General features: G+C 37.4%; 27 protein-coding genes and 1 other annotated feature. Of the genes, 25 read left to right on the top strand and 2 right to left on the bottom strand.

Features of this window, described 5'->3' with window-relative positions; genetic code table 11:
• Position 1 precedes the first annotated feature (1 nt).
• The 22 genes from MKY26_RS10950 to pheA all read left to right on the top strand — a co-directional run bounded on the left by MKY26_RS10950 (position 2) and on the right by pheA (position 18568).
• Positions 2–745 carry a prepilin peptidase gene (locus MKY26_RS10950; RefSeq protein WP_095372394.1) on the top strand — a complete coding sequence of 248 codons (744 nt, stop codon included), beginning with the start codon at positions 2–4 and terminating at the stop codon, positions 743–745.
• A 19-nt stretch (positions 746–764) separates the two neighbouring features.
• A complete protein-coding gene (gene pilM, locus MKY26_RS10945) occupies positions 765–1697 on the top strand; it encodes a type IV pilus biogenesis protein PilM (protein ID WP_341097086.1) in 933 nt (310 codons plus the stop codon).
• The gene (locus tag MKY26_RS10940) at positions 1698–2261 is read left to right on the top strand and encodes a hypothetical protein (RefSeq protein ID WP_095372396.1); all 564 of its coding nucleotides are present in this window, start codon (positions 1698–1700) and stop codon (positions 2259–2261) included.
• Positions 2258–2941, top strand: coding sequence for a hypothetical protein (locus MKY26_RS10935; protein WP_095372397.1), 684 nt, complete (start codon positions 2258–2260; stop codon positions 2939–2941). The genes MKY26_RS10940 and MKY26_RS10935 overlap by 4 nt, the downstream gene beginning before the upstream one ends.
• A 149-nt stretch (positions 2942–3090) precedes the next feature.
• Positions 3091–4029 carry an SPOR domain-containing protein gene (locus MKY26_RS10930; protein WP_095372398.1) on the top strand — a complete coding sequence of 313 codons (939 nt, stop codon included), beginning with the start codon at positions 3091–3093 and terminating at the stop codon, positions 4027–4029.
• Positions 4030–4276: 247 nt separating this feature from the next.
• The gene (locus MKY26_RS10925) at positions 4277–4867 is read left to right on the top strand and encodes a Maf family protein (protein ID WP_095372399.1); all 591 of its coding nucleotides are present in this window, start codon (positions 4277–4279) and stop codon (positions 4865–4867) included.
• An 18-nt stretch (positions 4868–4885) separates the two neighbouring features.
• Positions 4886–5575: a RadC family protein gene (radC, locus tag MKY26_RS10920; RefSeq protein WP_095372400.1), complete on the top strand. Its 690-nt coding sequence runs from the start codon at positions 4886–4888 to the stop codon at positions 5573–5575.
• 163 nt (positions 5576–5738) lie between these two features.
• Positions 5739–6761, top strand: a complete 1023-nt coding sequence (locus tag MKY26_RS10915; protein WP_095372401.1) for a rod shape-determining protein — start codon at positions 5739–5741, stop codon at positions 6759–6761.
• 101 nt (positions 6762–6862) lie between these two features.
• Positions 6863–7759: a rod shape-determining protein MreC gene (gene mreC / locus MKY26_RS10910; protein ID WP_340975764.1), complete on the top strand. Its 897-nt coding sequence runs from the start codon at positions 6863–6865 to the stop codon at positions 7757–7759.
• Positions 7756–8274, top strand: coding sequence for a rod shape-determining protein MreD (gene mreD, locus MKY26_RS10905; RefSeq protein ID WP_095372403.1), 519 nt, complete (start codon positions 7756–7758; stop codon positions 8272–8274). Before mreC ends, mreD begins: the two co-directional genes overlap by 4 nt.
• Before the next feature lie 263 nt (positions 8275–8537).
• A complete protein-coding gene (minC, locus tag MKY26_RS10900) occupies positions 8538–9215 on the top strand; it encodes a septum site-determining protein MinC (RefSeq protein ID WP_224935852.1) in 678 nt (225 codons plus the stop codon).
• A gap of 1 nt (position 9216) precedes the next feature.
• A complete protein-coding gene (minD, locus tag MKY26_RS10895; protein ID WP_095372405.1) occupies positions 9217–10020 on the top strand; it encodes a septum site-determining protein MinD in 804 nt (267 codons plus the stop codon).
• A gap of 440 nt (positions 10021–10460) precedes the next feature.
• Positions 10461–11243 carry a M23 family metallopeptidase gene (locus tag MKY26_RS10890; protein ID WP_307312739.1) on the top strand — a complete coding sequence of 261 codons (783 nt, stop codon included), beginning with the start codon at positions 10461–10463 and terminating at the stop codon, positions 11241–11243.
• Positions 11236–12102, top strand: coding sequence for a M50 family metallopeptidase (locus MKY26_RS10885; RefSeq protein WP_095372407.1), 867 nt, complete (start codon positions 11236–11238; stop codon positions 12100–12102). The genes MKY26_RS10890 and MKY26_RS10885 overlap by 8 nt, the downstream gene beginning before the upstream one ends.
• Positions 12103–12119: 17 nt before the next feature.
• Positions 12120–13562 (top strand): Rne/Rng family ribonuclease, encoded by a 1443-nt coding sequence (locus tag MKY26_RS10880; protein WP_095372408.1) that lies wholly within the window; start codon positions 12120–12122, stop codon positions 13560–13562.
• 55 nt (positions 13563–13617) lie between these two features.
• Positions 13618–13697 (top strand) — a sequence feature (ribosomal protein L21 leader region).
• A gap of 13 nt (positions 13698–13710) precedes the next feature.
• Positions 13711–14019 (top strand): 50S ribosomal protein L21, encoded by a 309-nt coding sequence (gene rplU, locus MKY26_RS10875; protein ID WP_095372409.1) that lies wholly within the window; start codon positions 13711–13713, stop codon positions 14017–14019.
• A gap of 12 nt (positions 14020–14031) precedes the next feature.
• Entirely contained in the window at positions 14032–14361 is a 330-nt protein-coding gene (locus MKY26_RS10870; protein ID WP_095372410.1) for a ribosomal-processing cysteine protease Prp, read from the top strand.
• A gap of 12 nt (positions 14362–14373) precedes the next feature.
• Positions 14374–14667, top strand: a complete 294-nt coding sequence (gene rpmA / locus MKY26_RS10865) for a 50S ribosomal protein L27 (RefSeq protein ID WP_009333115.1) — start codon at positions 14374–14376, stop codon at positions 14665–14667.
• 266 nt (positions 14668–14933) lie between these two features.
• Positions 14934–15476 (top strand): sporulation initiation phosphotransferase B, encoded by a 543-nt coding sequence (locus tag MKY26_RS10860; protein WP_341097037.1) that lies wholly within the window; start codon positions 14934–14936, stop codon positions 15474–15476.
• 110 nt (positions 15477–15586) lie between these two features.
• Positions 15587–16876 (top strand): GTPase ObgE, encoded by a 1290-nt coding sequence (obgE, locus tag MKY26_RS10855; RefSeq protein WP_341097034.1) that lies wholly within the window; start codon positions 15587–15589, stop codon positions 16874–16876.
• A 25-nt stretch (positions 16877–16901) separates the two neighbouring features.
• Positions 16902–17357, top strand: coding sequence for an ACT domain-containing protein (locus MKY26_RS10850; protein WP_095372413.1), 456 nt, complete (start codon positions 16902–16904; stop codon positions 17355–17357).
• Between the two features lie 341 nt (positions 17358–17698).
• Positions 17699–18568, top strand: coding sequence for a prephenate dehydratase (pheA, locus tag MKY26_RS10845; RefSeq protein ID WP_307312752.1), 870 nt, complete (start codon positions 17699–17701; stop codon positions 18566–18568).
• A 63-nt stretch (positions 18569–18631) separates the two neighbouring features.
• Here the strand turns inward: pheA and MKY26_RS10840 are convergent, their stop codons facing one another.
• Both MKY26_RS10840 and MKY26_RS10835 read right to left on the bottom strand, forming a co-directional pair.
• On the bottom strand, positions 18632–19177 hold the full coding sequence (locus MKY26_RS10840; RefSeq protein ID WP_095372415.1) for a transcription repressor NadR: 546 nt from the start codon (positions 19175–19177) through the stop codon (positions 18632–18634).
• A 64-nt stretch (positions 19178–19241) separates the two neighbouring features.
• Positions 19242–20366: an IscS subfamily cysteine desulfurase gene (locus MKY26_RS10835; protein ID WP_341097023.1), complete on the bottom strand. Its 1125-nt coding sequence runs from the start codon at positions 20364–20366 to the stop codon at positions 19242–19244.
• A 213-nt stretch (positions 20367–20579) separates the two neighbouring features.
• Between MKY26_RS10835 and nadB the strand changes: the two genes are divergently transcribed.
• Genes nadB through nadA form a run of 3 tightly spaced genes read left to right on the top strand, consistent with a single transcriptional unit; the run spans position 20580 to position 24058 of the window.
• Positions 20580–22151, top strand: coding sequence for an L-aspartate oxidase (gene nadB, locus MKY26_RS10830; protein ID WP_095372417.1), 1572 nt, complete (start codon positions 20580–20582; stop codon positions 22149–22151).
• A complete protein-coding gene (gene nadC, locus MKY26_RS10825; protein WP_095372418.1) occupies positions 22105–22968 on the top strand; it encodes a carboxylating nicotinate-nucleotide diphosphorylase in 864 nt (287 codons plus the stop codon). The genes nadB and nadC overlap by 47 nt, the downstream gene beginning before the upstream one ends.
• Complete coding sequence (gene nadA / locus MKY26_RS10820; RefSeq protein ID WP_341097014.1) at positions 22955–24058, top strand: quinolinate synthase NadA; 1104 nt, start codon at positions 22955–22957, stop codon at positions 24056–24058. Before nadC ends, nadA begins: the two co-directional genes overlap by 14 nt.
• The last annotated feature ends 184 nt before the right edge of the window (positions 24059–24242 follow it).

Raw genomic sequence — 24242 nt, 5'->3', positions numbered from 1 at the left:
CATACTACTAATCTACTTATTTATCATAGGCCTCATCCTCGGCTCCTTTTACAATGTTGTCGGTTTGAGGGTACCTGTGAAAAAATCGATTGTAAAACCGCGGTCAGCTTGTACTGACTGTGGCCATAACTTACAAGCGTATGAATTGGTGCCAGTGTTATCTTATTTATTTCAGCGCGGGAAATGTCGTCACTGTGGTGTGAGGATCTCGCCCTTATATCCTATTGTTGAACTGTTAACAGGGCTGTTATTCGTGCTTGCGCTTGTCACGTTAGGTTGGACGCCAGAGCTTTTGTTTGCTCTAACGTTGATATCTTTATTTATGATTATTTTCGTTTCGGATATTCAATATATGTTAATACCGGATCGTATTTTGCTAAGTTTTGCAGTCATTTTTATAATAGAACGATTGATTTGGCCACTTTCACCTTGGTGGGATAGTTTAGTAGGTTGCGCTATTGGCTTCTTTTTGCTTCTTGCCATTGCAGTTGTGAGTAATGGTGGGATGGGCGGTGGTGATATTAAACTGTTTGCGTTATTAGGGTTTGCTCTTGGTGCAAAGCTTGTCTTGTTAACCTTTTTCCTTGCGACGATTTACGGCGCTGTATTCGGTTTACTAGCTATGCTAGTAGGCAAAGTTAAACGAGGCAACCCCATCCCCTTTGGCCCCTTTATTGCAGCTGGAGCGCTTTCTGCTTACTTTTTCGGCAAAGAAATATGGCTGTATTATTTACAAATCTTCTAGTTTAGACAAAGGAGTTTAAATGATGGCTTTATCTTTCTTAAGAAAAGGCTTTTGTAATATAGTCATAGAGGATGATTGCATTCGCTATTGCCAAGTGAACAAGCGGCAGTTTCCCTATGGTACAAAGCTAGCAGTGAAACCTATTGCAAAAGGAATCATTGAAGAAGGAAAAATAATAGATGAAACGGGGTTATCCTTAATCCTCCAAAGCTGTGTGGAAGACTGGCAGCTTCATCGGAAAAAAGTTAGATTTATAGTTCCGGATGGACAAAGTGTTGTAAGGTCAGTAGTTATTCCTGATGAAGTGCCTGCAAAGCATATTCATGGATATTTGGATATGGAAATAGGGGCTAGCATTCATTTACCATTTCAACAACCAGTATTTGATTATCACCTCATGCCTAATAAAGAGGTGAATGAAGAGAAACGTGTGTTGTTAGTTGCTGCGGAGGAGACGCTCGTTCATCAGTTTGAACAAGTAATCGCTCAAGCTAATGTTTACCCAGAAGAAGCAGAGATCACAGCATTATCTTTATGGAGGTTGAGCGCCTATTTAGGATTAGCAGAGGATAATGAGAGTGTTGTTATCATTCATTTTGAAAAACAAGGTGTTCATATCTCTATCATTCATCATGGCATTCCTATGCTTGTTCATTATTTACCCTATGATGACAATATAGAATTAACCAATGATGATTATTTATTTACCGAAGTGTATCGTGAAGTGGATCGATTACAAGATTTTCATTTTTTCACCCTTCAACAAACCAATCATGCAACTACAAGTGTTTTATTAAGTGGTGAAAATATTATACATAGTTTTCAGTTGTTTTTAAGTAGTAGAATGACAAGCCGTATAGCTATTGTTGACGCTAGGAAAATAATGGATGATGAAACGATTGTACCTTCGATGAATAAGGCGCTGGGGTTAGCGTTAAAGGATGTGCTTTAAATGACGGTCAATATAAATTTGTTGCAAAAGCAAAAGCCTTTAGTTAACCCAACTTTTATAGTTATCTTGTTGGTCATCCTGCTGCTACTCTTAGCTTCGATTTTCGTAGGAGCCTACAAAATAAAAAGAAGTATCCAATCAAGTGAGGAAGAATTAGCGTATATACAAGTTGAAATAATAGAGCAAACAGAAATGTCGAATGAGAGAGAGCAATCACAATCGCTAGAAGAGTTAATGAATGCAACAACTTGGCTAGAACAAGAACGCGTGAATATCACCGGGTTTTTATCTGAATTAACAGCTCTTTTGCCAACAAGAGGCTATATTCTTTCGCTGCAGCTATCGAACAAAAATGAGGTTGAGATGCTTGTTCAATTTGATACACAAAGAGAAGCAGCTTATTTATTGCACAGTATTAAACAAGCTGATTGGTCTATAGATGCGTCTTTAGCAACGATTAATGAACAACAGGCAGCTGAAATGGAACGGTCTCGTTTTGAAGCAAGTTACTCCTTCACGTTTGATCCCTCTTATTTCTCAATTGTAGAGGAGGAAAAACGTTGACTGTGTTCAAAGGAAGTAAATATTGGTTGTTGGTAATTGTTTTATCCATGCTTATAACAGTTGTATTAACCTACGTTCTTTACTTATACCCACTCAAGTTAGAGGAATCGGCCATAAAAAAAAGGGTCATTACAGAAGAAGCACGGTTAAATAGCTTAAAGGAACAAGGCTCTTCCGCAACGGTATCACAGACAGAACAATGGGAAGATGCTCAACTACATCTACCTATCGAGCCATTAGAAGAACAGTTTTTATTATTATTAGATGAAGCGGCAACGGTCAATAAGATTCAGCTTACACAAATGGCCATTAATGTTGAAAGAGTTCATTCGGATGAGACGGCAAATAGTGAAACAATCAATGATATTTCGACAACATCAGAAGAAGGTATTGTTGAAGTAAAGTTGCCCAATGGATTAGAAAAGACCGTCATTAGCATGCACTTGCAATCTCAAAGCTATGAGGATTGGCTTTCATTCACAGAGGAATTACAGCATCTAGAGCGGTATACAACCATTGAATCAATCGAAATCACCCAGGTGAAAGATGGTATAAGAGATTACACTATGGTTGTATCAGTTTATCATTTTCCTACCGCTATTGATTTAAAAGAAAATGATCCTAAAATCGTCAATGATCAAGCTGCTGGCAAGTCCTATCCTTTTGAAGATAGAGACTGATGCCTTTCTTTGACAAAGTTTTTATCCATGATGGAATTTGACGAAATCATTCTGTAACAAGACGACAAAAGTCTTGTTATTTTTTTTTTCTCCTATGATAAAGTGATGAAAATAATAGTAAAAGGTAAGAGGGAGGGAAGTGGACAAAGATGGACAAGCATAATGGAAAGGCGAGAACAATCACAATAAAATTAAATCAGGACGGGCAACCGAAGCATAAAGAAGAAGGTGTAAAGGAGCAAGCGGCCACAAAGGAAAATGAAGCGGAGGATCAATTTGATTGGATTTTACCAAGTGGAGAAGAAGAAGTAGATTGGGAGAAAGAACTTGCAGATAGAGAAAAAGTGACGAAAAAGAAAAACAAATACAGTAAAAGCACAGCTAAGAAAAGTAGTTTTAAACAAATGAAATATCAATTAAACCCGTCGATGTTTTTTACCATTCTGTTTGCTGTTGTTATCGGAACGGGATTTGGGTTGGTAATGTTAAATGTTCTCGATAAAGGGGAAACGGCAGAAGGAGGCGCAGCAAGTTCCCAAGTAGGTGCATCAGGAGCAGTAACTGCGGGTAGTGAGACGGCAGAATTACCTGCTTTAGATACGTTTATCGTCCAAGGAGGTGTTTTTACTACCAAGGATAGTGCAGAGGGTATCGCTGCTTCGTATAAGGAAAAAGGCATTCCTACATTTATCCACCAGAATCAAGAACAATATACACTTATCATCGGAGTAGCAGCTACAAGTGAAGCGGCTAAGACTATGAGTACCCAATTAGAAGGTCAAGGTGCAGAAGTGTTTGCTAAAGAGTATACGATTGATGGTGCTAAGGTAGAAGGTTTAACTGCAGAAGAAAAGAAAATCTTAGAGCTCTCACCCCAAGTGTATCAATTATTGACAGGTGAAGCGTCCCCTGAACAAATTAATGCATATTCAAGTACGTTAAATGAGATTAATCAAGGACTGAACCATGAAGACCTAATAGCATTAAAGGATAAAATGCTTACTGCTCTAAAAGCTAATAACGGAAAGGACGCTCAACAGGCAGCCTTAAATTTCCTACAATCATATACGGTCATCGTTCAAACTTAAAAGTTTCTTAGTATATTATTTTCTGGGGAATAATTTAATTTTATTTCTAATTGAATCTATGAAACACTGATTTCACTGTCTATATTTATTTTTAGCAGATTACCTCTCTTTAGCTCGATTTTCTTCGGGCTATTTTTTGTGGGAAATTCATATTATTAGATGATTTAAAATTGTTAATAGGTGGATTGTTTGATACGATAGAGAAGTATCTCCCAATTTGAAATACGATGAAAGTAAGGTGAACCACATGCAAACACAAACCCTCATACTCGCTTCCACTTCTCCTCGTAGAAAACAGCTACTTGAACAAATAAATTTATCTTTCAAAGTAAAAGGCAGTCATGTTGATGAGCAGTTTGAAGCCAATTTAAAGCCGGATGAAATTGTGCAAGAATTGGCGGAACGAAAAGCGAGAGCAGTCTACAATAACGAAAGTGATACTTTTGTTATTGGCTCAGATACGGTTGTTGTCCAAAAAGGCGAGGTTTTAGGCAAACCGATTGATGAAGATGAAGCGTATCTTATGCTTAAGAACCTATCGAACGGTACACATGAAGTGTACACAGGTGTAGCGATACTAACAGCTAATAAAATAACTCGTTTTTCTGTTGTTACAAAAGTTGAATTTTGGCCGCTTTCAGAAGAAGAAATCTATGCCTATATCCAAACGGGTGAGCCTTTTGACAAAGCGGGGGGCTATGGGATCCAAGGAATTGGTGCAACACTTGTTAAACAAATACACGGAGACTATTTTGCTGTGATGGGATTGCCTATTTCACAAACGATTAGAGAGTTGCGCAAAATGGGCTATTCACTTCCTCACCATTTGTTTGGATAATGAAAAAGGAGGAAAGGGATGCATACGGAAAGCTTAATGATTAAAGACTTCCCTCAAGATGAAAAGCCGAGGGAAAGGTTAATGCAGAGTGGACCAGAGAGCTTATCCAATCATGAACTAATAGCTATTTTATTGCGGACAGGGACAAAAAATGAATCTGTTTTGCAGCTGTCCAATCGCTTGCTAACAAAGTTTGATGGATTGCGTTTATTAAAGGATGCTTCCCTTAGCGAAATTACCGAAGTGAAAGGTATTGGCCAGGCAAAAGCCATTCAAATCATGGCAGCTGTAGAAATCGGCAGAAGAATGGCTAATTTAACCTTCGATGAAAGATACAGCATTCGTTCACCAGAAGATGCCGCTAATTATGTGATGAACGAAATGCGTTTTCTATCTCAGGAACATTTTGTTTGTCTTTATTTAAACACTAAGAACCAAGTTTTAAGCAAGCAAACCATTTTTATTGGTAGCTTAAATGCCTCTATTGTTCACCCACGAGAAGTGTATAAAGAAGCTTTCAGACAGTCTGCCGCCTCGATTATTTGTCTGCATAATCACCCCTCTGGCGATCCGACTCCAAGTAGAGAAGATATTGATGTGACGAAAAGGCTAACTGAATGTGGTAAAATAATTGGGATAGATATTCTCGATCATATTATCATTGGTGAAAAGAAATTTGTCAGTTTAAAGGAAAAAGGTTATATCTAGCACTATGTTTTTATTTGACGATACGATATAATATTGTTTATGATTTTTTAGGGGAAGTATAGTATTTTACCTATCATTTTTTTAAGAATGAGGGACTGTCAGATGCCCTATTAAATAAACCTTATTTTAAAAATCGTATAGTATCAGAAAGGGAGATACAGGAATGTTTGGATTTGGTACAAAAGACCTTGGGATAGATTTAGGAACAGCAAATACACTTGTGTATGTAAAAGGTAAAGGAATCGTTGTTAGAGAGCCATCGGTCGTGGCACTTCAAACTGATACGAAACATATTGTTGCCGTTGGGAATGACGCTAAAAATATGATTGGTCGTACACCGGGAAATATCGTGGCATTAAGACCAATGAAAGATGGCGTAATTGCTGATTATGATACGACAGCAACAATGATGAAATATTATATGAAACAAGCGAATAAAAATAAGGGCATTTTTTCAGGTAAACCGAATGTTATGGTCTGTGTACCATCTGGCATTACTGCAGTAGAAGAAAGAGCTGTAGTAGATGCAACTAGACAAGCTGGTGCAAAGGATGCATTTACCATTGAAGAACCATTTGCAGCAGCAATTGGTGCGAATTTACCTGTATGGGAGCCGACAGGAAGTATGGTTGTGGATATTGGTGGTGGTACAACTGAAGTGGCTATTATTTCTTTAGGGGGAATAGTTACAAGCCAATCAATCCGCATTGCTGGGGATGAAATGGATGATGCAGTCATTAATTATATCCGTAAAACTTATAATTTAATGATTGGTGACCGAACTGCTGAAATGATTAAATTAGAAATTGGTTCTGCTAGTGAAGCGGAAGGTGTAGAAAACCTTGAAATCCGTGGGCGTGATCTTTTAACTGGATTACCAAAAACAATTGAGATTACAGGTGATGAAATTTCAAAAGCATTAAAAGATACGGTATACTCTATTGTTGATGCTGTAAAAGTAACATTAGAAAAAACACCGCCGGAGTTAGCAGCTGATATTATGGATCGTGGCATTGTTTTAACAGGTGGAGGAGCGTTGTTACGCAATTTGGACAAAGTGATTAGTGAAGAAACAAAAATGCCTGTTCTTATTGCAGAAAACCCACTGGATTGTGTGGCGATTGGTACCGGTAAAGCATTAGATCATATTCATTTGTTTAAAAATAAATCTAAAGACTCTCGCTAAGAATAGTGACCTACAGAAAAATTAGGCATTAGTGGCCGTCATTAATGCCCTGTTTTTCAAGTTTTTTTATTGCATAAAATATAACAATCGAGGTGTTTAGCATGCCACAGTTCTTTCTGAATAAACGCCTGATTATTTTGCTTGTAAGTATCATTATTCTCGTATCGTTGATAGGCTTTTCTTTAAGAGAGAGAGATAGTGTTACATGGCCAGAACAGTTTTTAAAAGATATGACGGGATGGGTGCAGAACATTGTTGCCGGTCCAACACAGTACATTGCTGGTTTCTTTGAAAATGTTCAAGACTTGCAAAATACATATGAAGAAAATAAAGAACTGAAATCTAGATTAGATAAACTAGCATTTTTAGAGGCAGAGGTACAATTGTTAGAAAAGGATAATGCTGAGCTTCGTGAAATACTAGAAAAAGAAGATAGTCTAACCAACTATGAACCTATACAGGCTACAGTAATCGGTAGAAATCCTTTACGGTGGGAAGAAAAGCTTACCATAAATAAAGGAACCAGAGACGGTATCGAGGCAAATATGGCGGTTATTACAGCCAATGGACTCATTGGTAAGGTGAAAAGTGCACAAACCTTCACGTCCACGATTCAGCTGGTGAGTTCTAAAGATCCAACGAACCGTATTTCAGCTGTTGTTCAAAATGGTGAGAAAAAAGAAGAAACTTTTGGTTTAATTGAAGGCTACGATGAAAAAACAAAACGTTTGCTTATGACGAAGATACCTTATGATGCAAAAGTAGAAAAAGGGCAAATGGTAGTGACATCTGGTTATGGTGGAGTATTCCCTAAAGGCTTGCCAATTGGAAAAGTTGTTGAGGTTACACCTGCGGAATATGGCCTTACACAAACTGCATATATTGAGCCGAATGCGGACCTATATGACATTCAACATGTAATGGTAACGAAACTTAACAGCATTAATCCAGAGATTCAAGAAGAGCTTGAAGAATTAAATGAGGAGGAAGAAAGTTGAGAAAATATCTTCTCCCTCTCTTATTTATTTTCTTATTCGTCATTGAAAGTACATTTGCCCTTATGGTCGCTCCAACAGAGATGTTTGCAAATGAGAGATGGCTTATCCCTCATTTTTTACTTGGAGCGATTATGCTTTTAGTTATTTTTGGCTCGAGGAAGCTAGGTTTACTTTACGCTTTTATTTTTGGCTTGCTGTTTGACATTGTTTATACTGAAATTATCGGTATTAACCTATTTTTATTTCCAGTTGTCACTTATATTGTGTATCAACTAATGAAGATCTTACAGAATAATCTTATTGTGACGACAATCATTACACTTTTTGGTGTAGCATTAATGGAGCTAGGATCTTTCGGGGTCAACTATATTATTAGTATTACAACAATGGGATTCTCGGATTTTATCTTTATGAGATTCATTCCAACACTTATATTGAACCTCATTTTTATCGTCATAGTCATTTTTCCATTGAAGAAATATTTTGAAAGATATGTTGAACGACTATCGTTATAATGTTAAGTCTGTTCTAGTCAATAATGAAGGAAAACGAAGAAATAAAGTTGAATGACTGTTTGCAGGCAACTTTAGAAACCGGTTATCCGGTTTCTTTTGCCATATAATTATTCTTTTCAACCAGAGTGAAGATTGAGTTTGCAAGAAAAAAGGATTTTGCAAACTGATGTCGAATTTATTCCTACAATATGTATTGAGAATCAGAATGAGGCGAGATAACAGAATGGATCTGTTCTTGTCTTTCTTGAGGTGAACATCTTGAAATGAATAAAAGACAAAATGTAACGATGAAGGGCACAAAGGATGGGATTACACTCCATCTTGATGATGCCTGTTCTTATGAGGAACTTAAAAAAGAATTAAATCATAAATTAATAGAGAGTAGTAAAAGTCAAGAAGATAAATTGATATCTGTCCTTGTACATACAGGTAATCGCTATTTAACCTCCTCTCAAGAGGAAGAGATAAAAGAGTTAATCAGGCAAAAGAAAAATCTTGTTGTGGAGTCTGTGCTTTCTAATGTACTGACAAAGGATGAGGCTGAAAAGCAAAAGCAAGCAAATGAAATCGTCTCTATAACAAAAATTGTTCGGTCAGGTCAAGTGATTGAAGTCCCGGGGGATTTATTGCTCATTGGAGATGTAAACCCTGGAGGAACAGTAAGAGCTGGTGGCAATATTTTTATTATGGGCGAGCTAAAAGGAATTGCACATGCGGGTTACTATGGTAACCAGGAGGCTGTGATATCAGCTTCTATTATGAAACCGACACAGCTTCGAATTTGTGATAGTATCACTCGTGCGCCTGATGAAAAACAAGATGAAAACAGTCGCGAAATGGAATGTGCTTATATGAATGAAGAGCAGCAAATCATTATCGACAGACTACAAGTATTGGTACATGTAAGACCAAATATATCGAATTTGCAAGGGGGATTCTAGAGTGGGAGAAGCGATAGTCATTACATCCGGAAAAGGCGGCGTTGGTAAAACAACAACATCTGCAAATATTGGTACAGCATTAGCCCTGCAAGGAAAAAGAGTGTGCCTTGTGGATACAGATATTGGACTAAGAAATCTTGATGTTGTTATGGGCCTTGAAAACCGTATTATTTATGATTTAGTGGATGTAGTTAAGGGGCGTTGTAAGATGCAGCAAGCCCTTGTGAAGGATAAACGCTTTGATGATCTTCTTTATCTCCTGCCTGCGGCACAAACAAGTGATAAGAATGCGGTTGACCCGGACGAAATGAAAATATTAATAGACGATTTAAAGCAGGATTTTGATTATATTATTATTGATTGTCCTGCGGGGATTGAACAAGGCTATCGTAATGCCGTTTCAGGAGCAACAAAAGCGATTGTTGTAACTACACCAGAGGCAACAGCGGTACGCGATGCCGATCGCATTATCGGGTTGTTAGAGCAAGAAGATCATATCGAACGTCCAAGGTTAGTTATTAATCGTATCCGACCACAACTTATGAAAAACCGTGATACGATGGATATTGATGATATTACGAGACACCTCGATTTAGAATTATTAGGCATTGTAGCGGATGATGATCAAGTGATTCGGGCGACAAATCAAGGAGAACCCATCGCAATGGATCCAAATAATATCGCCTCTATTGCTTATCGAAATATTGCCCGCAGAATTCTTGGCGAGTCTGTACCACTTCAACAACTTCAAGAAGAGAATACCGGTGTTTTTACAAAGATAAAGAACTTCTTCAAAGTAAAATAACAAAAGAAATCCTTAGTGAACTGTTGTCACTAAGGATTTCTTAATATTTGACATGGGAAAAGAAATAGGACTATGGAATATTCTGCTGATAGTAATAAGTAGTACAGCAAACGGTCCAAATGCACCATCCATGAATAAGCCATTCAATTGCAGAAATGTAAGCTTTTCATCAAAAAGCGACGTATAGTCAATTACCCCTGTTAGTACCCCTATCTTCTTCTATAGAAAGCACTCTAAGAGCACGATCATTCATAATAAAAGGATTCACTATCAATAGTCTAAGAGTAAACACAGATATAATGATCATTTATAAGTAGGTAGCTTTCCAACTGCATCTAGGTGTTTGACAACATAAAAAATACTTCTCCCTTATCTATCTGTCATACTTAAAAACCTCACATCATAGACTTGTACAAATGCTGATGAATAGGTGGGAAGTTATGATGAGCTCAAGAGCTGATGATATAAGAAAACGGATGGCTAAAAGAAAAAAAGAGATGGAGAAGAATAAGCCTGTTCAAAAAAAATCGAAAAAAATGAATTGGTTGCAAGATGAGGAGAGGCATGGATTTGACCAACTTCCCTCATATGATAGTCCACCTCCTAAAGATTCAAATACGAATCACCCTTTATTTAAAAAGGAGGTTTTTCTATTTAAAGTGCTCGTATCAGCCTGCTTATTCCTCATAGTAGCCATTATGTTTAAAAATGATGGAGCAATTTTTGAAAAGCCGAAAGCCTTTGTTGTAGAGGCGATGGATAAGAATTTTCAGTTTGCTACTGTTATTAATTGGTATGAAGAGCAATTCGGACAAACCTTTGCCCTTTTGCCAAAGCAGAAACAGACAGAAGAATCTGTTGAGGAAGCGCAACCAAGCTTACCAGCAACAGGCAAGGTATTACAAGCGTTTGAGCAAGATGGACAAAAAATTTCGATTGAAACAAACATGGGTGAAAAAGTAGAGGCTGCAAATGGAGGAGTCGTTGAATTTATTGGCGAAAAACCTGGGTTTGGACAAACCGTTATCATTCAGCATGCCGATCAAAGTCAATCTTGGTATGGCAATTTAGCTGAAATTGATGTAAAGGCATATGACTATGTTGAAAAAAGTGCAGAAGTAGGAGAAGCGGCTACTAAAGAGGATGGGAAAGGCTTGTTTTATTTTGCCATTAAAAAAGGGGATGACTTTGTTGATCCTTCACAGGTGATTCCTTTTGAATAAATGGATATTACTTTTTAAGCAGATACGTATCCATCCTTTACTCTGGTTGGTAGTCGGATTAGCTGTTATCACTTCTCATTTCAACGAGCTTTTTCTTTTACTATTGATTATTTTTGTTCATGAAATAGGACATGCTGTGGCCGCACAGTTTTTTTCTTGGAGAATAAAAAGCATTGTGTTACTGCCATTTGGCGGTGTGGCAGAGATGGACGAACATGGTAATCGCCCATTAAAAGAAGAGTTAATGGTAATTTTAGCAGGACCTATACAGCATGTTTGGATGATTGCTGCTGCCTTCCTATGTTTTGAATGGCAGCTAATCACACCTGAGTACTTTTCTTTGTTTGTCCAGTATAACTTGATGATATTACTTTTTAATTTGCTTCCGATTTGGCCATTGGATGGTGGGAAATTAGTCTTTTTGTATCTGTCTTATTTTTATGCATTTGGTGATGCACATAGGAAGGCGTTGCAGCTGTCTATTTTTATGCTCATATTGTTTTTAATTGCTTCTCTTTGGATTCTCCCTTTTAATATTAATATTTGCATCATCCTTGCATTCTTACTTTTTTCCTTATACTATGAATGGAAACAGCGCAGATATATATTTATGCGGTTCTTATTGGAACGATACTATGGAAAGCATAGTGAACTACGTAAATTAAAACCGTTAGTCGTTCAAGAATCTGAACCAATCATGAAAGTGCTCGAGAAATTTCAACGAGGTTGTAAACACTCGATTATTGTTGAGACGGGGAATAAAGAAAAGAGTGTGCTAGATGAAAATGAGTTATTACATGCGTACTTTGCGGAAAAGAATGTGTCAGCTCAAATAAGTGACTTAGTGTATGTTTATTAGAAGCGAGGAAAGTAGAATTGAAAAGATTAGTGATCAATACAATAAATAGAGAAAAAAGGTATGCCTTGCTCGATCAAAATGAAGTTGAAGAATTGTATATTGAACCATTACAACTCGAAACAAAAGTAGGGAATATCTATCTAGGCATAGTTGAAAAGGTTATGCCAGGGTTAAATGCACTCTTTGTCAATATTGGTGAAGAAAAGAGTGGCTTTTTGCATAAGGATAAATTGCAAAGTTATGCACTTGAAGATGATGATAAGAAGGAAAAACGTAACCTTTCTTCTTTTGTCCATCAAGGGGAAAGGTTACTTGTACAAGTAGAAAAGGATCAAACGGGAACGAAAGGACCAAGGTTAACGGGGATCGTAGAATTGCAAGGCAATTATATGGTCTATTTGCCGTATGGGAACTATCTTGCTGTATCGAAGAAAATTACTAATCAGAGTGTCAGAGAACAGTTAAAGCAAAACTGTGCGAGGTTGCTCGAAGCCAAGGAAGGGCTAGTAATTAGGACTGCTGCGAAAGATGTTGATATGGCTGTACTTAAAAAAGAATTAACGCAATTGCGTGTAAAATATCAGCAACTCTATGCCGCCTCTCTCTTAATAAAAAGACCCGGTGTTATTCAAACGGAAGATCAATTTTTACATAAAGTACGTCAAGTCATACAAAAAATGAAGAGTGGGGAAGTAATTGTGGATGATACTACTGTCAAAAAGCAGTTACAGCCTAAAGACAATGTCACATTTCACCTTCATACGGATCAAGAAGCTATCTTTACTTCCTATGGTCTTGAACGTGAAATTGAAAAAGCATTAAAAAGAATTGTATGGTTAGATAATGGTTCTTATCTGATTTTTGATGAAACAGAAGCGTTAGCTATTATTGATGTGAACACAGGTAAATTTTCTGGAAAACACCAATTGCAAGATACGGTCTTAAAAACAAATGAATTAGCGGCAAGGGAGGTAGCGAGACAAATACGTATCAGGGACCTAGCAGGAATGATACTAATTGATTTTATTAGTATGGAAAAAGAGCAGGATAGAATACATATTTTATCTGTGATAAAAGAGGCGCTAGCTACCGATGAAAGACAAATAAAAGTAATTGGATTTACACCTCTTGGTATTTTACAATTGACGAGAAAGAAAACGAAGGTGTCTCTTTCTGAAGCTTTACAGGAGAATTGTACAGTTTGTCATGGGACGGGTAAGGTATTGCGCGCAGAAACGGTTGCCTTTCGCTTAGAGAGAGAATTGTGGTCGTATCGCACCCGTGATGAGGAAGCGGTTCTTATAGAAGTGACAAGGGATGTCGTTGCTGTATACACTAAAGAGGAGTTACAGCAATTAGAAGAGAGCTGTGCGAAACACCTTGTTTTCGATTTCATCGATCGCCCAAAACCAAGCTATCAAATAAAAAGATTTGGTCCATTGAAAGAAATGCAAGTGTAATCGTATTGACAGTACAGTATGTGTATGATAACATTTTGATGTTATGTTTGTAGCGCCCATGCTACAACCGCGCAGAAAAGGTCATTAAGCTTCTGCTTTGGCAGAACACCTGGGATGGCGAGTCTTAGTCTTAAGAGGAGGTGCAGTTATGTACGCAATTATTGAAACTGGTGGTAAGCAAATCCGTGTAGAAGAAGGTCAAACAATCTACATCGAAAAGCTTAACGCAGAAGCAGGCGAAACAGTTACTTTTGAAAAGGTTCTTTTCGTAGGTGGAGACAGTGTGAAAGTTGGAAGCCCAGTTGTTGATGGTGCTTCAGTTACGGCTAAAGTTGAAAAACAAGGTCGTGCGAAGAAAATCACTGTATTCAAATACAAAGCAAAGAAAAACTATCATAAGAAACAAGGTCACCGTCAACCGTACACTAAAGTCGTGATTGATAAAATCAACGCATAAGGTTGATGATTGATGATTGATGTAAGCATTCATCGTAATCGTTCTGGACTCATACAATCATTTGAAATAAGTGGTCATGCCCTGTTTGCTAATAATGGTGAGGACATTGTCTGTGCAGGTGCATCAGCTGTTTCAGTTGGGTGCGTTAATAGCATCCATCAGTTAGCGGGAGTTACTCCGCATATTCAAATGGAATCTGGACTATTATCCTGTATTCTTCCGAGCAATCTTGCTCAAGATATAGAAGAAAAAGTCCAATTATTGCTTGAGGGTATGGTTGTCTCATTGCAAACGATCGTTGAGAACTATCCGGAAAATATAAAAATAACCTTCAAACAGTAGGAGGTGGATTTCATGCTATTAAAATTAGATCTTCAGTTATTCGCATCTAAAAAAGGAGTAGGTTCTACAAAGAACGGACGTGACTCAATCTCTAAACGCTTAGGCGCTAAGCGTGCAGATGGTCAATTCGTTACTGGTGGTTCTATTCTTTACCGTCAACGCGGTACGAAAATTTACCCAGGTGTAAACGTGGGTAAAGGTGGAGACGATACTCTTTTCGCGAAAGTGGACGGAGTTGTAAAATTTGAGCGTCTTGGACGTGACCGTAAGCAAGTTAGCGTATACCCTGCAGCTCAAGAAGCATAAGATTGAGTGGAGAACTCTAACCATTAATGGTTAGAGTTCTCTTCATGTCATTCATCCCACATATATCTCCTCAAACTGTCCTCTTTTGATAAAAGTCCGCTACTTTTTATGCATTTCTATTGATGGAACCTTAAATATAGGGGCAGATTTAAAAATTCTTACCTTTCTTTTTGCTAAGATACATACGGCTATGGTTTTTTTTTGTTATACTAACACCATATCAATGTAATGGCTGAGGACCATAAAAGAAGATGTAGGAGTCAATTATGGAAAAAGATTGGGATATTGTTGAAGTGCTACGTCATGCAAGGCATGATTGGTTAAATAAAATACAACTAATTAAAGGCAATTTAAGCTTAAATAAGGTGGAACGGGCAAAAGAAATTATTGATGAAATTGTTGTGGAGGCGCAACAAGAGGCAAAGTTATCAAACCTACAAATGCCTCAATTTGCTTCACTTTTATTTACGTACAATTGGCGAAATCCAAAATTTCAATTAGAGTATGATGTTTATGAAGTATTCAAATGTGATCAACTGGATGATAAAAGTTTAACTGATTGGACAAGTTCTTTTTTCTCTTGCTTAAATGATGCTGTACAGCCATTTGCTGATAATCATTTATCTATATCAATTAATCCAGAAAAGCAGGGTGTCCGTTTCTTTTTTGATTTTAGTGGAACAATTACTTATATGCAGCAGATTCGCTTATTTTTACTAGAGCAATCAACAAGTATGGGGCTTACAGTGAGACGCTTAACAGAAGATGAAATATCATTTGATTTCTTTGTTCTTTTTGAAGAGAAGTAAAATGGATTTATTTAATAGTAAAAAGCTAGTCAGTAAAAGATATTATAAACAGCGAGAGTCAAGGGTGTTCATATTCATGTGCATCTTTTGAATAGGAGGAAGTAGATCTTATGTTTGTCGATCAGGTCAAGGTGTATGTAAAAGGTGGCGACGGTGGGAACGGAATGGTAGCCTTTCGTCGTGAAAAATATGTTCCTAAAGGCGGTCCAGCTGGTGGGGACGGTGGTAAGGGCGCGAATGTTGTCTTTATTGTTGAAGAAGGTTTAAGAACGTTAATGGATTTTAGATATAAACGACATTTCAAAGCGGAACGTGGTGAGCACGGAATGTCTAAAAATCAGCATGGCAGAAACTCGAAGGACATGATTATAAAAGTACCGCCGGGAACTGTGGTTACAGATGCTGAGACTGGTGAAGTAATTGCGGATTTAACTGAGCATGACCAACAGGCAATTATAGCAAAAGGTGGCCGTGGAGGTCGTGGAAATTCACGGTTCGCTACACCTGCCAATCCTGCACCGGAATTATCAGAACATGGAGAGCCAGGTCAAGAGAGAGAAGTTATGCTTGAGTTGAAATTGCTTGCAGATGTAGGGCTAGTTGGATTCCCAAGTGTTGGTAAGTCGACTTTACTTTCTGTCGTTTCTGCTGCTAGGCCGAAAATTGGCGCGTATCATTTTACGACAATCGTTCCTAATTTGGGTATGGTAGAAACAGAAGATAATCGTAGTTTTGTCATGGCTGATTTACCTGGGTTAATTGAAGGTGCTCATTCTGGAGTGGGCCTGGGACATCAATTTTTAAGACATATTGAACGTACACGAGTAATTGTTCATGTGATTGATATGTCAGGAATGGAAGGCAGAGATCCTTACGAAGATTATGTGACGATCAATAATGAATTACAGGAATATAATTTACGTTTAACAGAACGTCCACAAATTATTGTAGCTAACAAGATGGACATGCCTGATGCAGAAGAACACTTAGCGGCATTTAAGGAGCAGCTTGAAGAAGAGTATCCAATTTTCCCGATCTCTGCAGTTACAAGGTCTGGATTACGTGAGCTACTATTTGCGATTGCAGATAAGGTAGAAGAAACACCAGAATTCCCACTTGAACATGAAGAAGAGGATACAGGAGTTCACCGTGTACTTTATAAACATGAAGCAGATCAAGTAGAATTTACGATTACAAGAGATTCAGCTGGTGACTTTATTGTGTCTGGTGATGCAGTTGAGAAATTATTTAAGATGACTGATTTTAGCAGAGATGAATCGGTTAGACGTTTCGCCCGTCAATTAAGAGGGATGGGTGTAGATGAAGCATTACGCGAAAAAGGTGCAAAAGACGGGGATATCGTCAAGTTATTAGATTATGAATTTGAATTTATTGACTAACCTTAAAATATCAATGAGGTGAAAGATGAAACAGGATAAATTAGATAAAAAATTCTTCCTTGTCCGAGAAGATGTATTGCCTGAGGCTATGAAAAAGACTTTGGATGCAAAAGAAATGATTGAAAGGGGAAAAGCAGAATCTGTCTGGGACGCTGTCCATAAAGTAGATTTGAGTCGCAGCGCATTTTATAAATATCGCGATACTGTTTTTCCTTTTCATACAATCGTGAAGGAAAGAATTATTACATTGTTTTTTCATTTGGAGGATCGTTCGGGCACATTGTCACAATTATTAAGTATTGTGGCTGGATCAGGTTGTAACGTATTAACCATCCATCAAACCATTCCGATTTTAGGTCGTGCCAATGTCACCTTGTCACTAAATGTTGCTGATATGGCGGTAGGAATCGATCATTTATTATCCGATTTAAGGAAACTAGAATTTGTAGATAAAGTAGAAGTATTAAGTTCAGGCGCATGAGTTAAAACTCTTGCGTCTTATTCATTTTAAAAAAGAGGGTTATTATACCTAAAATGAATCACTCAAACAGCTTAGTAAAATAAAATGGTGAAGTTTCAAACATACATGTAGAAACGAGTCAGAGGCAATGAAATAATAGACAAGTCAAACCGTATTTGTTTACTCATCGACACCTCATATAAATTATCTCGATTTTAATAAGAAAGATATCTTATAAAAAAAGATAAAAACCTCTTTTACATCCATAAACTAAAGTGTTAAAGTATAGTATAATGAGTTTTTTCATAATTCAAATTTGTTGTGGCTACATAGAATGAAGCTACTGATGAAAGGTGTTCACAATGAAAAAAATAGGCTTCTTAGGACCAGTTGCTACTTTTACAGATATAGCCGTTCGCGGCTTATTTCCAGAAGATAGAGCAATTCCACAAGCAACCATTCCTGCTTGTTTAGATTCTTTAGCAAATGATGAAATTGATTTAGCTGTTGTACCAATTGAAAATGCATTAGAAGGATCAGTTAATATTACTTTAGATTATTTAGTTCATGAGGCACTTTACCCAATTGTGGGTGAAATGACCATCCCTATTAGACAACATTTACTTATTCATCCTAGCCAAAAACTAGAAGATATTCAAACGGTATATAGCCATTCTCATGCAATTGCTCAATGCCATCGCTTCCTACATTCGACTTTAAAAGCTGTTGAACTTGTTAATATGACATCAACGGCTGCAGCTGCAAAATATGTAAGTGACCATCCTGACGAAAAGGTTGCTGCAATAGCAAATGCTTTAGCAGCAGAAGAATATCAATTAACCATTGCTCACCAAGATATTCATGATTATTCACATAATCATACACGGTTTATTGTAGTGGCAAAGCAAGATTGTCACCTCAAGACAGCGCAGAAGTCAAAAGGATATAAGACAACTGTTATGGTCTCGTTACCTGATGATCGTGCTGGAGCGCTTCACCAAGTGCTATCCGCCTTTTCATGGAGAAATTTAAATTTATCAAAAATCGAGTCAAGACCAATGAAAACAGGATTAGGGAATTATTTCTTTATTATTGATATCGACCAGAAAATAGATGATGTCCTTATTCCAGGCGTAAAGGCGGAATTAGAGGCATTAGGTTGCAAAGTGCAAATTTTAGGTAGTTATCCTTCATATCAACTCGGGAAAATAGAAGAATTGACTCATAAATAACAAAAAAGAAAGTAGAGTACATGCTCTACTTTCTTTTTATAAAGTACCATTTCCTAGCAAGTATTATGTATCTATTTCGATAAGAAATCCTGATTTTTTCAATGCCTCTTCTGCTTCGTCAAGCTTTGCTTCACTGCTGCTCGTAATCGTGTGTAAATGAATCCCACCTGTTAATTCTGATAAATAACTAGATTGAGTAGAATGAATTTTCTTCATAAACTGTTTTACTTCTTTGCGGTCAGAAACCATAATAGATGCTGTCAAATCACCATATACTGGATGCTCGATTGTGACATCTTTTACGGTGACCCCATGATCAACAAGTAAGTTTAACTCTTCTTCAGTTTGTTCAGGTGAATGGTTACTAGCTATTGTTCTTGTAGCTACCGGATGTGGTGAAGTATGATTTAACCTTAAGTATCCTTGACTTGTGGCAATAATTGGTTCGCTTCTTGCTTTTAACAGTGTAATATCACCAACGATTACTTGTCTGCTTACATGGTACTTTGCTGCTAGTTCACTACCTGTAATAGGCTCTTCACTTTCCTTCAATAATTGTAGTAGTTTCATCCGTCTGTCTTCTCCAAGCACCTTTTTTTGTTCGCTCATTCTTAATCCCCTCTACTATAACCATAATCAATAATTTTACCATAGGAAACCAGTATAAATAAAGTTATCCCATGCTTTCCTTTATTGTTGCTAGCAATTCGGCAAGTGCGATTAATTGTTCTTTCGAGGTTTCTGTTCCAGTAGATATTCTGAAAAATTCTTTCGCCGCTTTTCCATTAACACCGATGGCAGACATAGCTGAGGATGGCAATTGCGCATTGGTCGCACAAGCACTACCAGTAGCAATGCAAAAGCCTTTTCGGTTCGCTTCTAACATCACATACTGTCCCTCAATTCCAGGTATTCGCATCCCTATAGTAGATGGGATTTGTCTTTCTTTTGGTGCCTCATAAATAATAGAGTCAAAATGGACACAATGAGTGATGAAAGCTTGGCGAAGGATTTGTGCGTGCGTTCTTGTTTGTTTCCATGTTCTCATACTTTCATCTGCAGCTATTGTCATAGCGACTATAGCTGGTAGATTGACTGTACCTGGCCTCAATCCCTTTTCATGTGAAGTATTTGGTAGTAAGCCACGAATGGGATGTGCAGGATGTATATAGGCTAAACCGGCTCCTTTTGGTCCGTAAAATTTATGGGCAGATATTGCAAGACTATCAACGACTTGGCTCACAGGAGTGATATCTACTTTCGTAAAGGAATGGACACAGTCACAATGAAGGTAGATTTGATGCATTTTACATAATGCGCTTATTTCCTCGATTGGTTGGATTGAACCAAGTTCACTATTGGCATGTTGAATAATAGCAAGAATGGTATCTGGCCTAATAGCGGCCGCGAATTGTTTAGAATCAATTTGACCATTATGATCAAATGGTAGATAAGTCACCTCATAACCATTATCTTCAAGTATAGATAAAAAGTTAGAAATAGAAGAATGCTCAGCTAATGTGGTAATAATATGTCCTTTTGTATTCGTTAAGGTTAAAAGAGATCGGATACAAATAAGGTTACTTTCCGTCCCTCCACTCGTAAAATAAATTCCACTACTCGGTACATGTAGAAAAGAAGCTAGCGTCAAACGGCATTGTTCCAGTAAATCATGTGCCCGACTGCCTATATCATGAAAGCTTTCTGTGTTTCCATAAAATTCAGTAGCAGTTCTTACATATGCATCAGCCGCTTCTTTTGATAAGGGGCAAGTGGCGGCATAGTCTAAGTAAATCATAAATGGCTTCATTCCTTTGTTTTTGAATAGAAGGGGATGTATGAAGGTCTTATCCATCATCATCTGTATTCATTTCTAGGCTTTAACCTAATTATTACAAGTAGGGAAATAAATATTGTTAAAAACTCTTGTCATCAGTTTAAATCTGTGTAAATATAAGTGTCAAGACATATGTTAATTTTACCTGTATAGTTTACTGTCAGGAGGATCACAATGAAAAGTTTAGATGTGGTTATTATTGGGAGTGGTGTAGCTGCTCTTCAATTAGCACAAAAAATTCGTAATGATTTGCATGTGATAATTATCACAAAGTCAGATATGAGAAGTAGTAATTCTTATTTAGCACAAGGAGGGGTTGCTGCTTCGCTCAGTAAAGAGGATGATTGGGCCCTCCATTTACAAGATACTTTGAATGCTGGACGCTATCACAATGAGGAACGGGTTGTGGAAGCTTTAACAAAGGAGGCACCTGATTTAATTCATGAGTTAAGTGCACTAGGCTTTCCATTTGATGAGAATACAAACGGGGAATTATCACTTGGGTTAGAAGGAGCGCATTGTAAAAAAAGAATTGTGCATAGTGGCGGCGATGCGACGGGGAAGCATCTTGTTGATTTTATGATCAGTCAATTACCTAAACATATTGAAGTAATAACAAATGCATTTGTTTATGAGCTTCTCGTTAAACGGAAAATTTGCTATGGCGTAAAAGTGAAAAAAAAAGACGAAACCCATATCATTTTCGCCAAACATGTGGTTTTAGCAACTGGTGGGTGTGGTCAGTTGTTTCAATATACATCTAATAGCCCTGTTGTTACCGGTGATGGTTTAGCTCTTGCACATCGGGCAGGGGCTATATTAACGGATCTTGAATTTATTCAATTCCATCCGACTTTATTATACGTGGGTGGTGAAACGAAAGGTCTTATTTCTGAAGCTGTTCGTGGGGAAGGTGGCGTTTTAGTTGATGAACAAGGAATTTCGATAATGAAGGGAGTTCACCCACTTGAGGATTTGGCTCCGAGGCATATTGTCGCTCAAGAAATTTATCAAACTATGAAGCAAGGTAGAAAAGTTTATTTAAATATCCAGCAGGTGGCACGATTCACTACTCGATTTCCGACTATTAGTAAATTATGTGAAGCTAATGGTGTTAATCTTGAAGATCAATTAATACCAGTTTCGCCTGGTGCCCACTTTCTTATGGGTGGGGTCAAGACGAATGATAGTGGCGAAACAAGTATTGCTCATCTTTATGCAATGGGGGAAGTGGCAAGGACGGGCGTGCATGGAGCAAATCGTTTAGCTAGTAACTCTCTTTTAGAAGGTTTGTATTTTGGTAAAAAAGTAGCTCAGCAAATAAATAAGAGTAAGGATCATGACGTAGGTAAAAGAAGCGATTATCGTTTTGAAATTAAGAAAGAGAATATCCAAGGAAGATTACCTGCAAAAGAAGATATTCAAAACCGAATGATGGAATATGTTGGCATAGTAAGGAATAAGGCCAACTTACAAGATCAGTTACGTTATCTCAATCATTTTCATCTCCCACAATCATTAGATTATCTATCACAAGAGGAAATTGAAATCGTTTTTATGATGGAAATATCAAAATGCATTACGAAATCAGCCCTTAAACGGAATGAAAGTAGAGGGGGACATTTTCGTGAGGACTTTCCAATTGAAATGGAAGAATGGATGAAAAAAGAAATTAAGCATGAAAAGAAAGGTGATCATGATGAATACATTGAAACTTCGCAAACAATTAGAGCATTACTTCATTGAAGATATTGGTGAAAGAGATGTAACGACAGAATTGATCTTTGGAGAACACGAAAGAGGTGCAATTACTTTTCTAGCGAAGGATACAGGTGTGTTTTGCGGTAGAGAGATCATAACGACAGGCTTTCCTTTGTTATCTAATGAATGCCATTTTGAATTCTTCAAACAGGAAGGTGAGTGGTTTAATCAAGGGGAAGTCTTACTTAAAGTATATGGGCCAATCTCAGCACTTTTAAAAGGAGAGCGTGTAATTTTGAATTTAGTGCAACGAATGTGTGCAATCGCAACGAAAACAAAGAAAGCGGTTGCTTTATTAAATAGCACACATACACGTATTGTCGATACAAGAAAAACAACACCTGGATTAAGAATGCTTGAGAAATATGCAGTTCGAACAGGTGGTGGTTATAATCACCGCTACGGATTATATGATGCGGTCATGATTAAAGATAATCATATAAGCTTTGCAGGCTCGATAAGTAAAGCAGTAGAAAGTGTGAAGTCAAAGATTGGACATATGGTTAAGATAGAGGTCGAAATTGAGAGTATAGCGCAATTGAATGAAGCGATTACTGCTGGCGCAGATGTCATTATGTTTGATAATCGTACACCTAATGAAATAAAAGATTGGTTAACTTATGTGCCGAAAGGTGTTATAACCGAGGCATCAGGAGGTATCCGTTTAGAGGAACTTCATAAGTATGGACAAACAGGTGTTGACTATATTTCGATTGGTGCTTTAACACATTCAGTTTCCGCACTTGATATTAGTGTGAGAATGTCTATGATAGAGAAGGAGAAGCGAAATGAATCTATTTGACACGATTGAAAAACAAACGATACTACCAGAAAAATATCGTTCTTTATCTAATGGGCAGTTAGAAAATATTGTGCGTCGCGTGAAGGGTACCTTTGGAGACAAGTTGTATATTCCAGGCCACCATTATCAAAAAGATGAAGTGATACAATTTGCTGATAGTACAGGTGATTCATTAAAATTAGCACAATTTTGTGCGCAGAATACCCGAGCTGAGTTTATCGTGTTTTGCGGTGTACATTTTATGGCAGAAACAGCCGATATCTTAACAACTAAAAATCAAAAAGTCTATTTACCAGATATGAGAGCGGGCTGTTCAATGGCTGATATGGCTAATATCCATCAAACAGAAAGAGGATGGGGGCTATTAACCGAGCGATTTGGGGAGACCATTTTACCGCTTACTTATGTAAATTCAACAGCTGCCATTAAATCATTTGTGGGTGAACATGGTGGAGCGACCGTTACTTCTTCCAATGCAGAAGAAGTGGTAAAATGGGCGCTCCAACAAAAGGAAAGGATTTTGTTCTTGCCGGATCAGCATCTTGGCAGAAATACAGCCTATAAGTTAGGTATTGCTTTAGATGAAATGGCAGTCTGGGATCCGATTCAACATAGATTAGAATTTGATGGAGGAAATGAGCAGATCAAAGTGATTTTATGGAAAGGTCATTGCTCAGTGCATGAGAATTTTACAGTGAGGAACATCGAAGATATACGAAAAAACAGACCAGAAATGAAAATCATTGTTCATCCTGAGTGTAGAAGAGAAGTTGTTGAGCGGTCTGATATGGATGGTTCTACGAATGATATTATTCAGGCAATCGAAAAGAGTAAGCCAGGTTCTCAGTGGGCAATTGGCACTGAAATGAACTTAGTAAATCGTCTCATTCAATCACATCCAGATAAACAGATTGTTTCATTAAATCCACATATGTGTCCATGTATGACAATGAATCGCATTGATTTAATGCATTTTGCATGGAATTTAGAAATGTTGGAGAAAGGTGAGCCCATAAATCAAATCAAGGTTGATGATCAAATCGCTGCAGGAGCAAAACAAGCATTAGCACGCATGTTGGTAATAAAATAAATTGAAATAAGGCTACCTTTCATTAGGTAGTTTTTTTATGGGTAAATCAAAAAATGTTGCTGTGGACAAAAAATCATTTTCATAAGTCTGTTCAGAATTTTCATTAAAAAAATCCTTTTTTTGTGCTTTCCTTTAATGTTTATCATAATTTTCATGATTTCTGCATAAGTTTTTTTGAAGATTA

Source organism: Cytobacillus sp. FSL R7-0680, from assembly GCF_038009245.1.
GTDB classification, from domain to species: Bacteria; Bacillota; Bacilli; order Bacillales; family Cytobacillaceae; genus Cytobacillus; species Cytobacillus kochii.
Note: the sequence above shows the minus strand (reverse complement) of the source record. Positions and strands in the feature narration are given on the sequence as shown.

Coding starts and splice junctions, on each gene's coding strand:
- MKY26_RS10860 (WP_341097037.1), top strand. CDS start 14,934: ATGGAAAAAGATTGGGATATTGTTGAAGTGCTACGTCATGCAAGGCAT.
- MKY26_RS10930 (WP_095372398.1), top strand. CDS start 3,091: ATGGACAAGCATAATGGAAAGGCGAGAACAATCACAATAAAATTAAAT.
- nadA (WP_341097014.1), top strand. CDS start 22,955: ATGAATCTATTTGACACGATTGAAAAACAAACGATACTACCAGAAAAA.
- nadC (WP_095372418.1), top strand. CDS start 22,105: ATGAATACATTGAAACTTCGCAAACAATTAGAGCATTACTTCATTGAA.
- rpmA (WP_009333115.1), top strand. CDS start 14,374: ATGCTATTAAAATTAGATCTTCAGTTATTCGCATCTAAAAAAGGAGTA.
- mreC (WP_340975764.1), top strand. CDS start 6,863: ATGCCACAGTTCTTTCTGAATAAACGCCTGATTATTTTGCTTGTAAGT.
- minC (WP_224935852.1), top strand. CDS start 8,538: ATGAATAAAAGACAAAATGTAACGATGAAGGGCACAAAGGATGGGATT.
- MKY26_RS10890 (WP_307312739.1), top strand. CDS start 10,461: ATGATGAGCTCAAGAGCTGATGATATAAGAAAACGGATGGCTAAAAGA.
- pilM (WP_341097086.1), top strand. CDS start 765: ATGATGGCTTTATCTTTCTTAAGAAAAGGCTTTTGTAATATAGTCATA.
- MKY26_RS10840 (WP_095372415.1), bottom strand. CDS start 19,177: ATGAGCGAACAAAAAAAGGTGCTTGGAGAAGACAGACGGATGAAACTA.
- MKY26_RS10870 (WP_095372410.1), top strand. CDS start 14,032: ATGATTGATGTAAGCATTCATCGTAATCGTTCTGGACTCATACAATCA.
- obgE (WP_341097034.1), top strand. CDS start 15,587: ATGTTTGTCGATCAGGTCAAGGTGTATGTAAAAGGTGGCGACGGTGGG.
- pheA (WP_307312752.1), top strand. CDS start 17,699: ATGAAAAAAATAGGCTTCTTAGGACCAGTTGCTACTTTTACAGATATA.
- MKY26_RS10940 (WP_095372396.1), top strand. CDS start 1,698: ATGACGGTCAATATAAATTTGTTGCAAAAGCAAAAGCCTTTAGTTAAC.
- MKY26_RS10835 (WP_341097023.1), bottom strand. CDS start 20,366: ATGATTTACTTAGACTATGCCGCCACTTGCCCCTTATCAAAAGAAGCG.
- rplU (WP_095372409.1), top strand. CDS start 13,711: ATGTACGCAATTATTGAAACTGGTGGTAAGCAAATCCGTGTAGAAGAA.
- radC (WP_095372400.1), top strand. CDS start 4,886: ATGCATACGGAAAGCTTAATGATTAAAGACTTCCCTCAAGATGAAAAG.
- MKY26_RS10925 (WP_095372399.1), top strand. CDS start 4,277: ATGCAAACACAAACCCTCATACTCGCTTCCACTTCTCCTCGTAGAAAA.
- MKY26_RS10850 (WP_095372413.1), top strand. CDS start 16,902: ATGAAACAGGATAAATTAGATAAAAAATTCTTCCTTGTCCGAGAAGAT.
- MKY26_RS10915 (WP_095372401.1), top strand. CDS start 5,739: ATGTTTGGATTTGGTACAAAAGACCTTGGGATAGATTTAGGAACAGCA.
- nadB (WP_095372417.1), top strand. CDS start 20,580: ATGAAAAGTTTAGATGTGGTTATTATTGGGAGTGGTGTAGCTGCTCTT.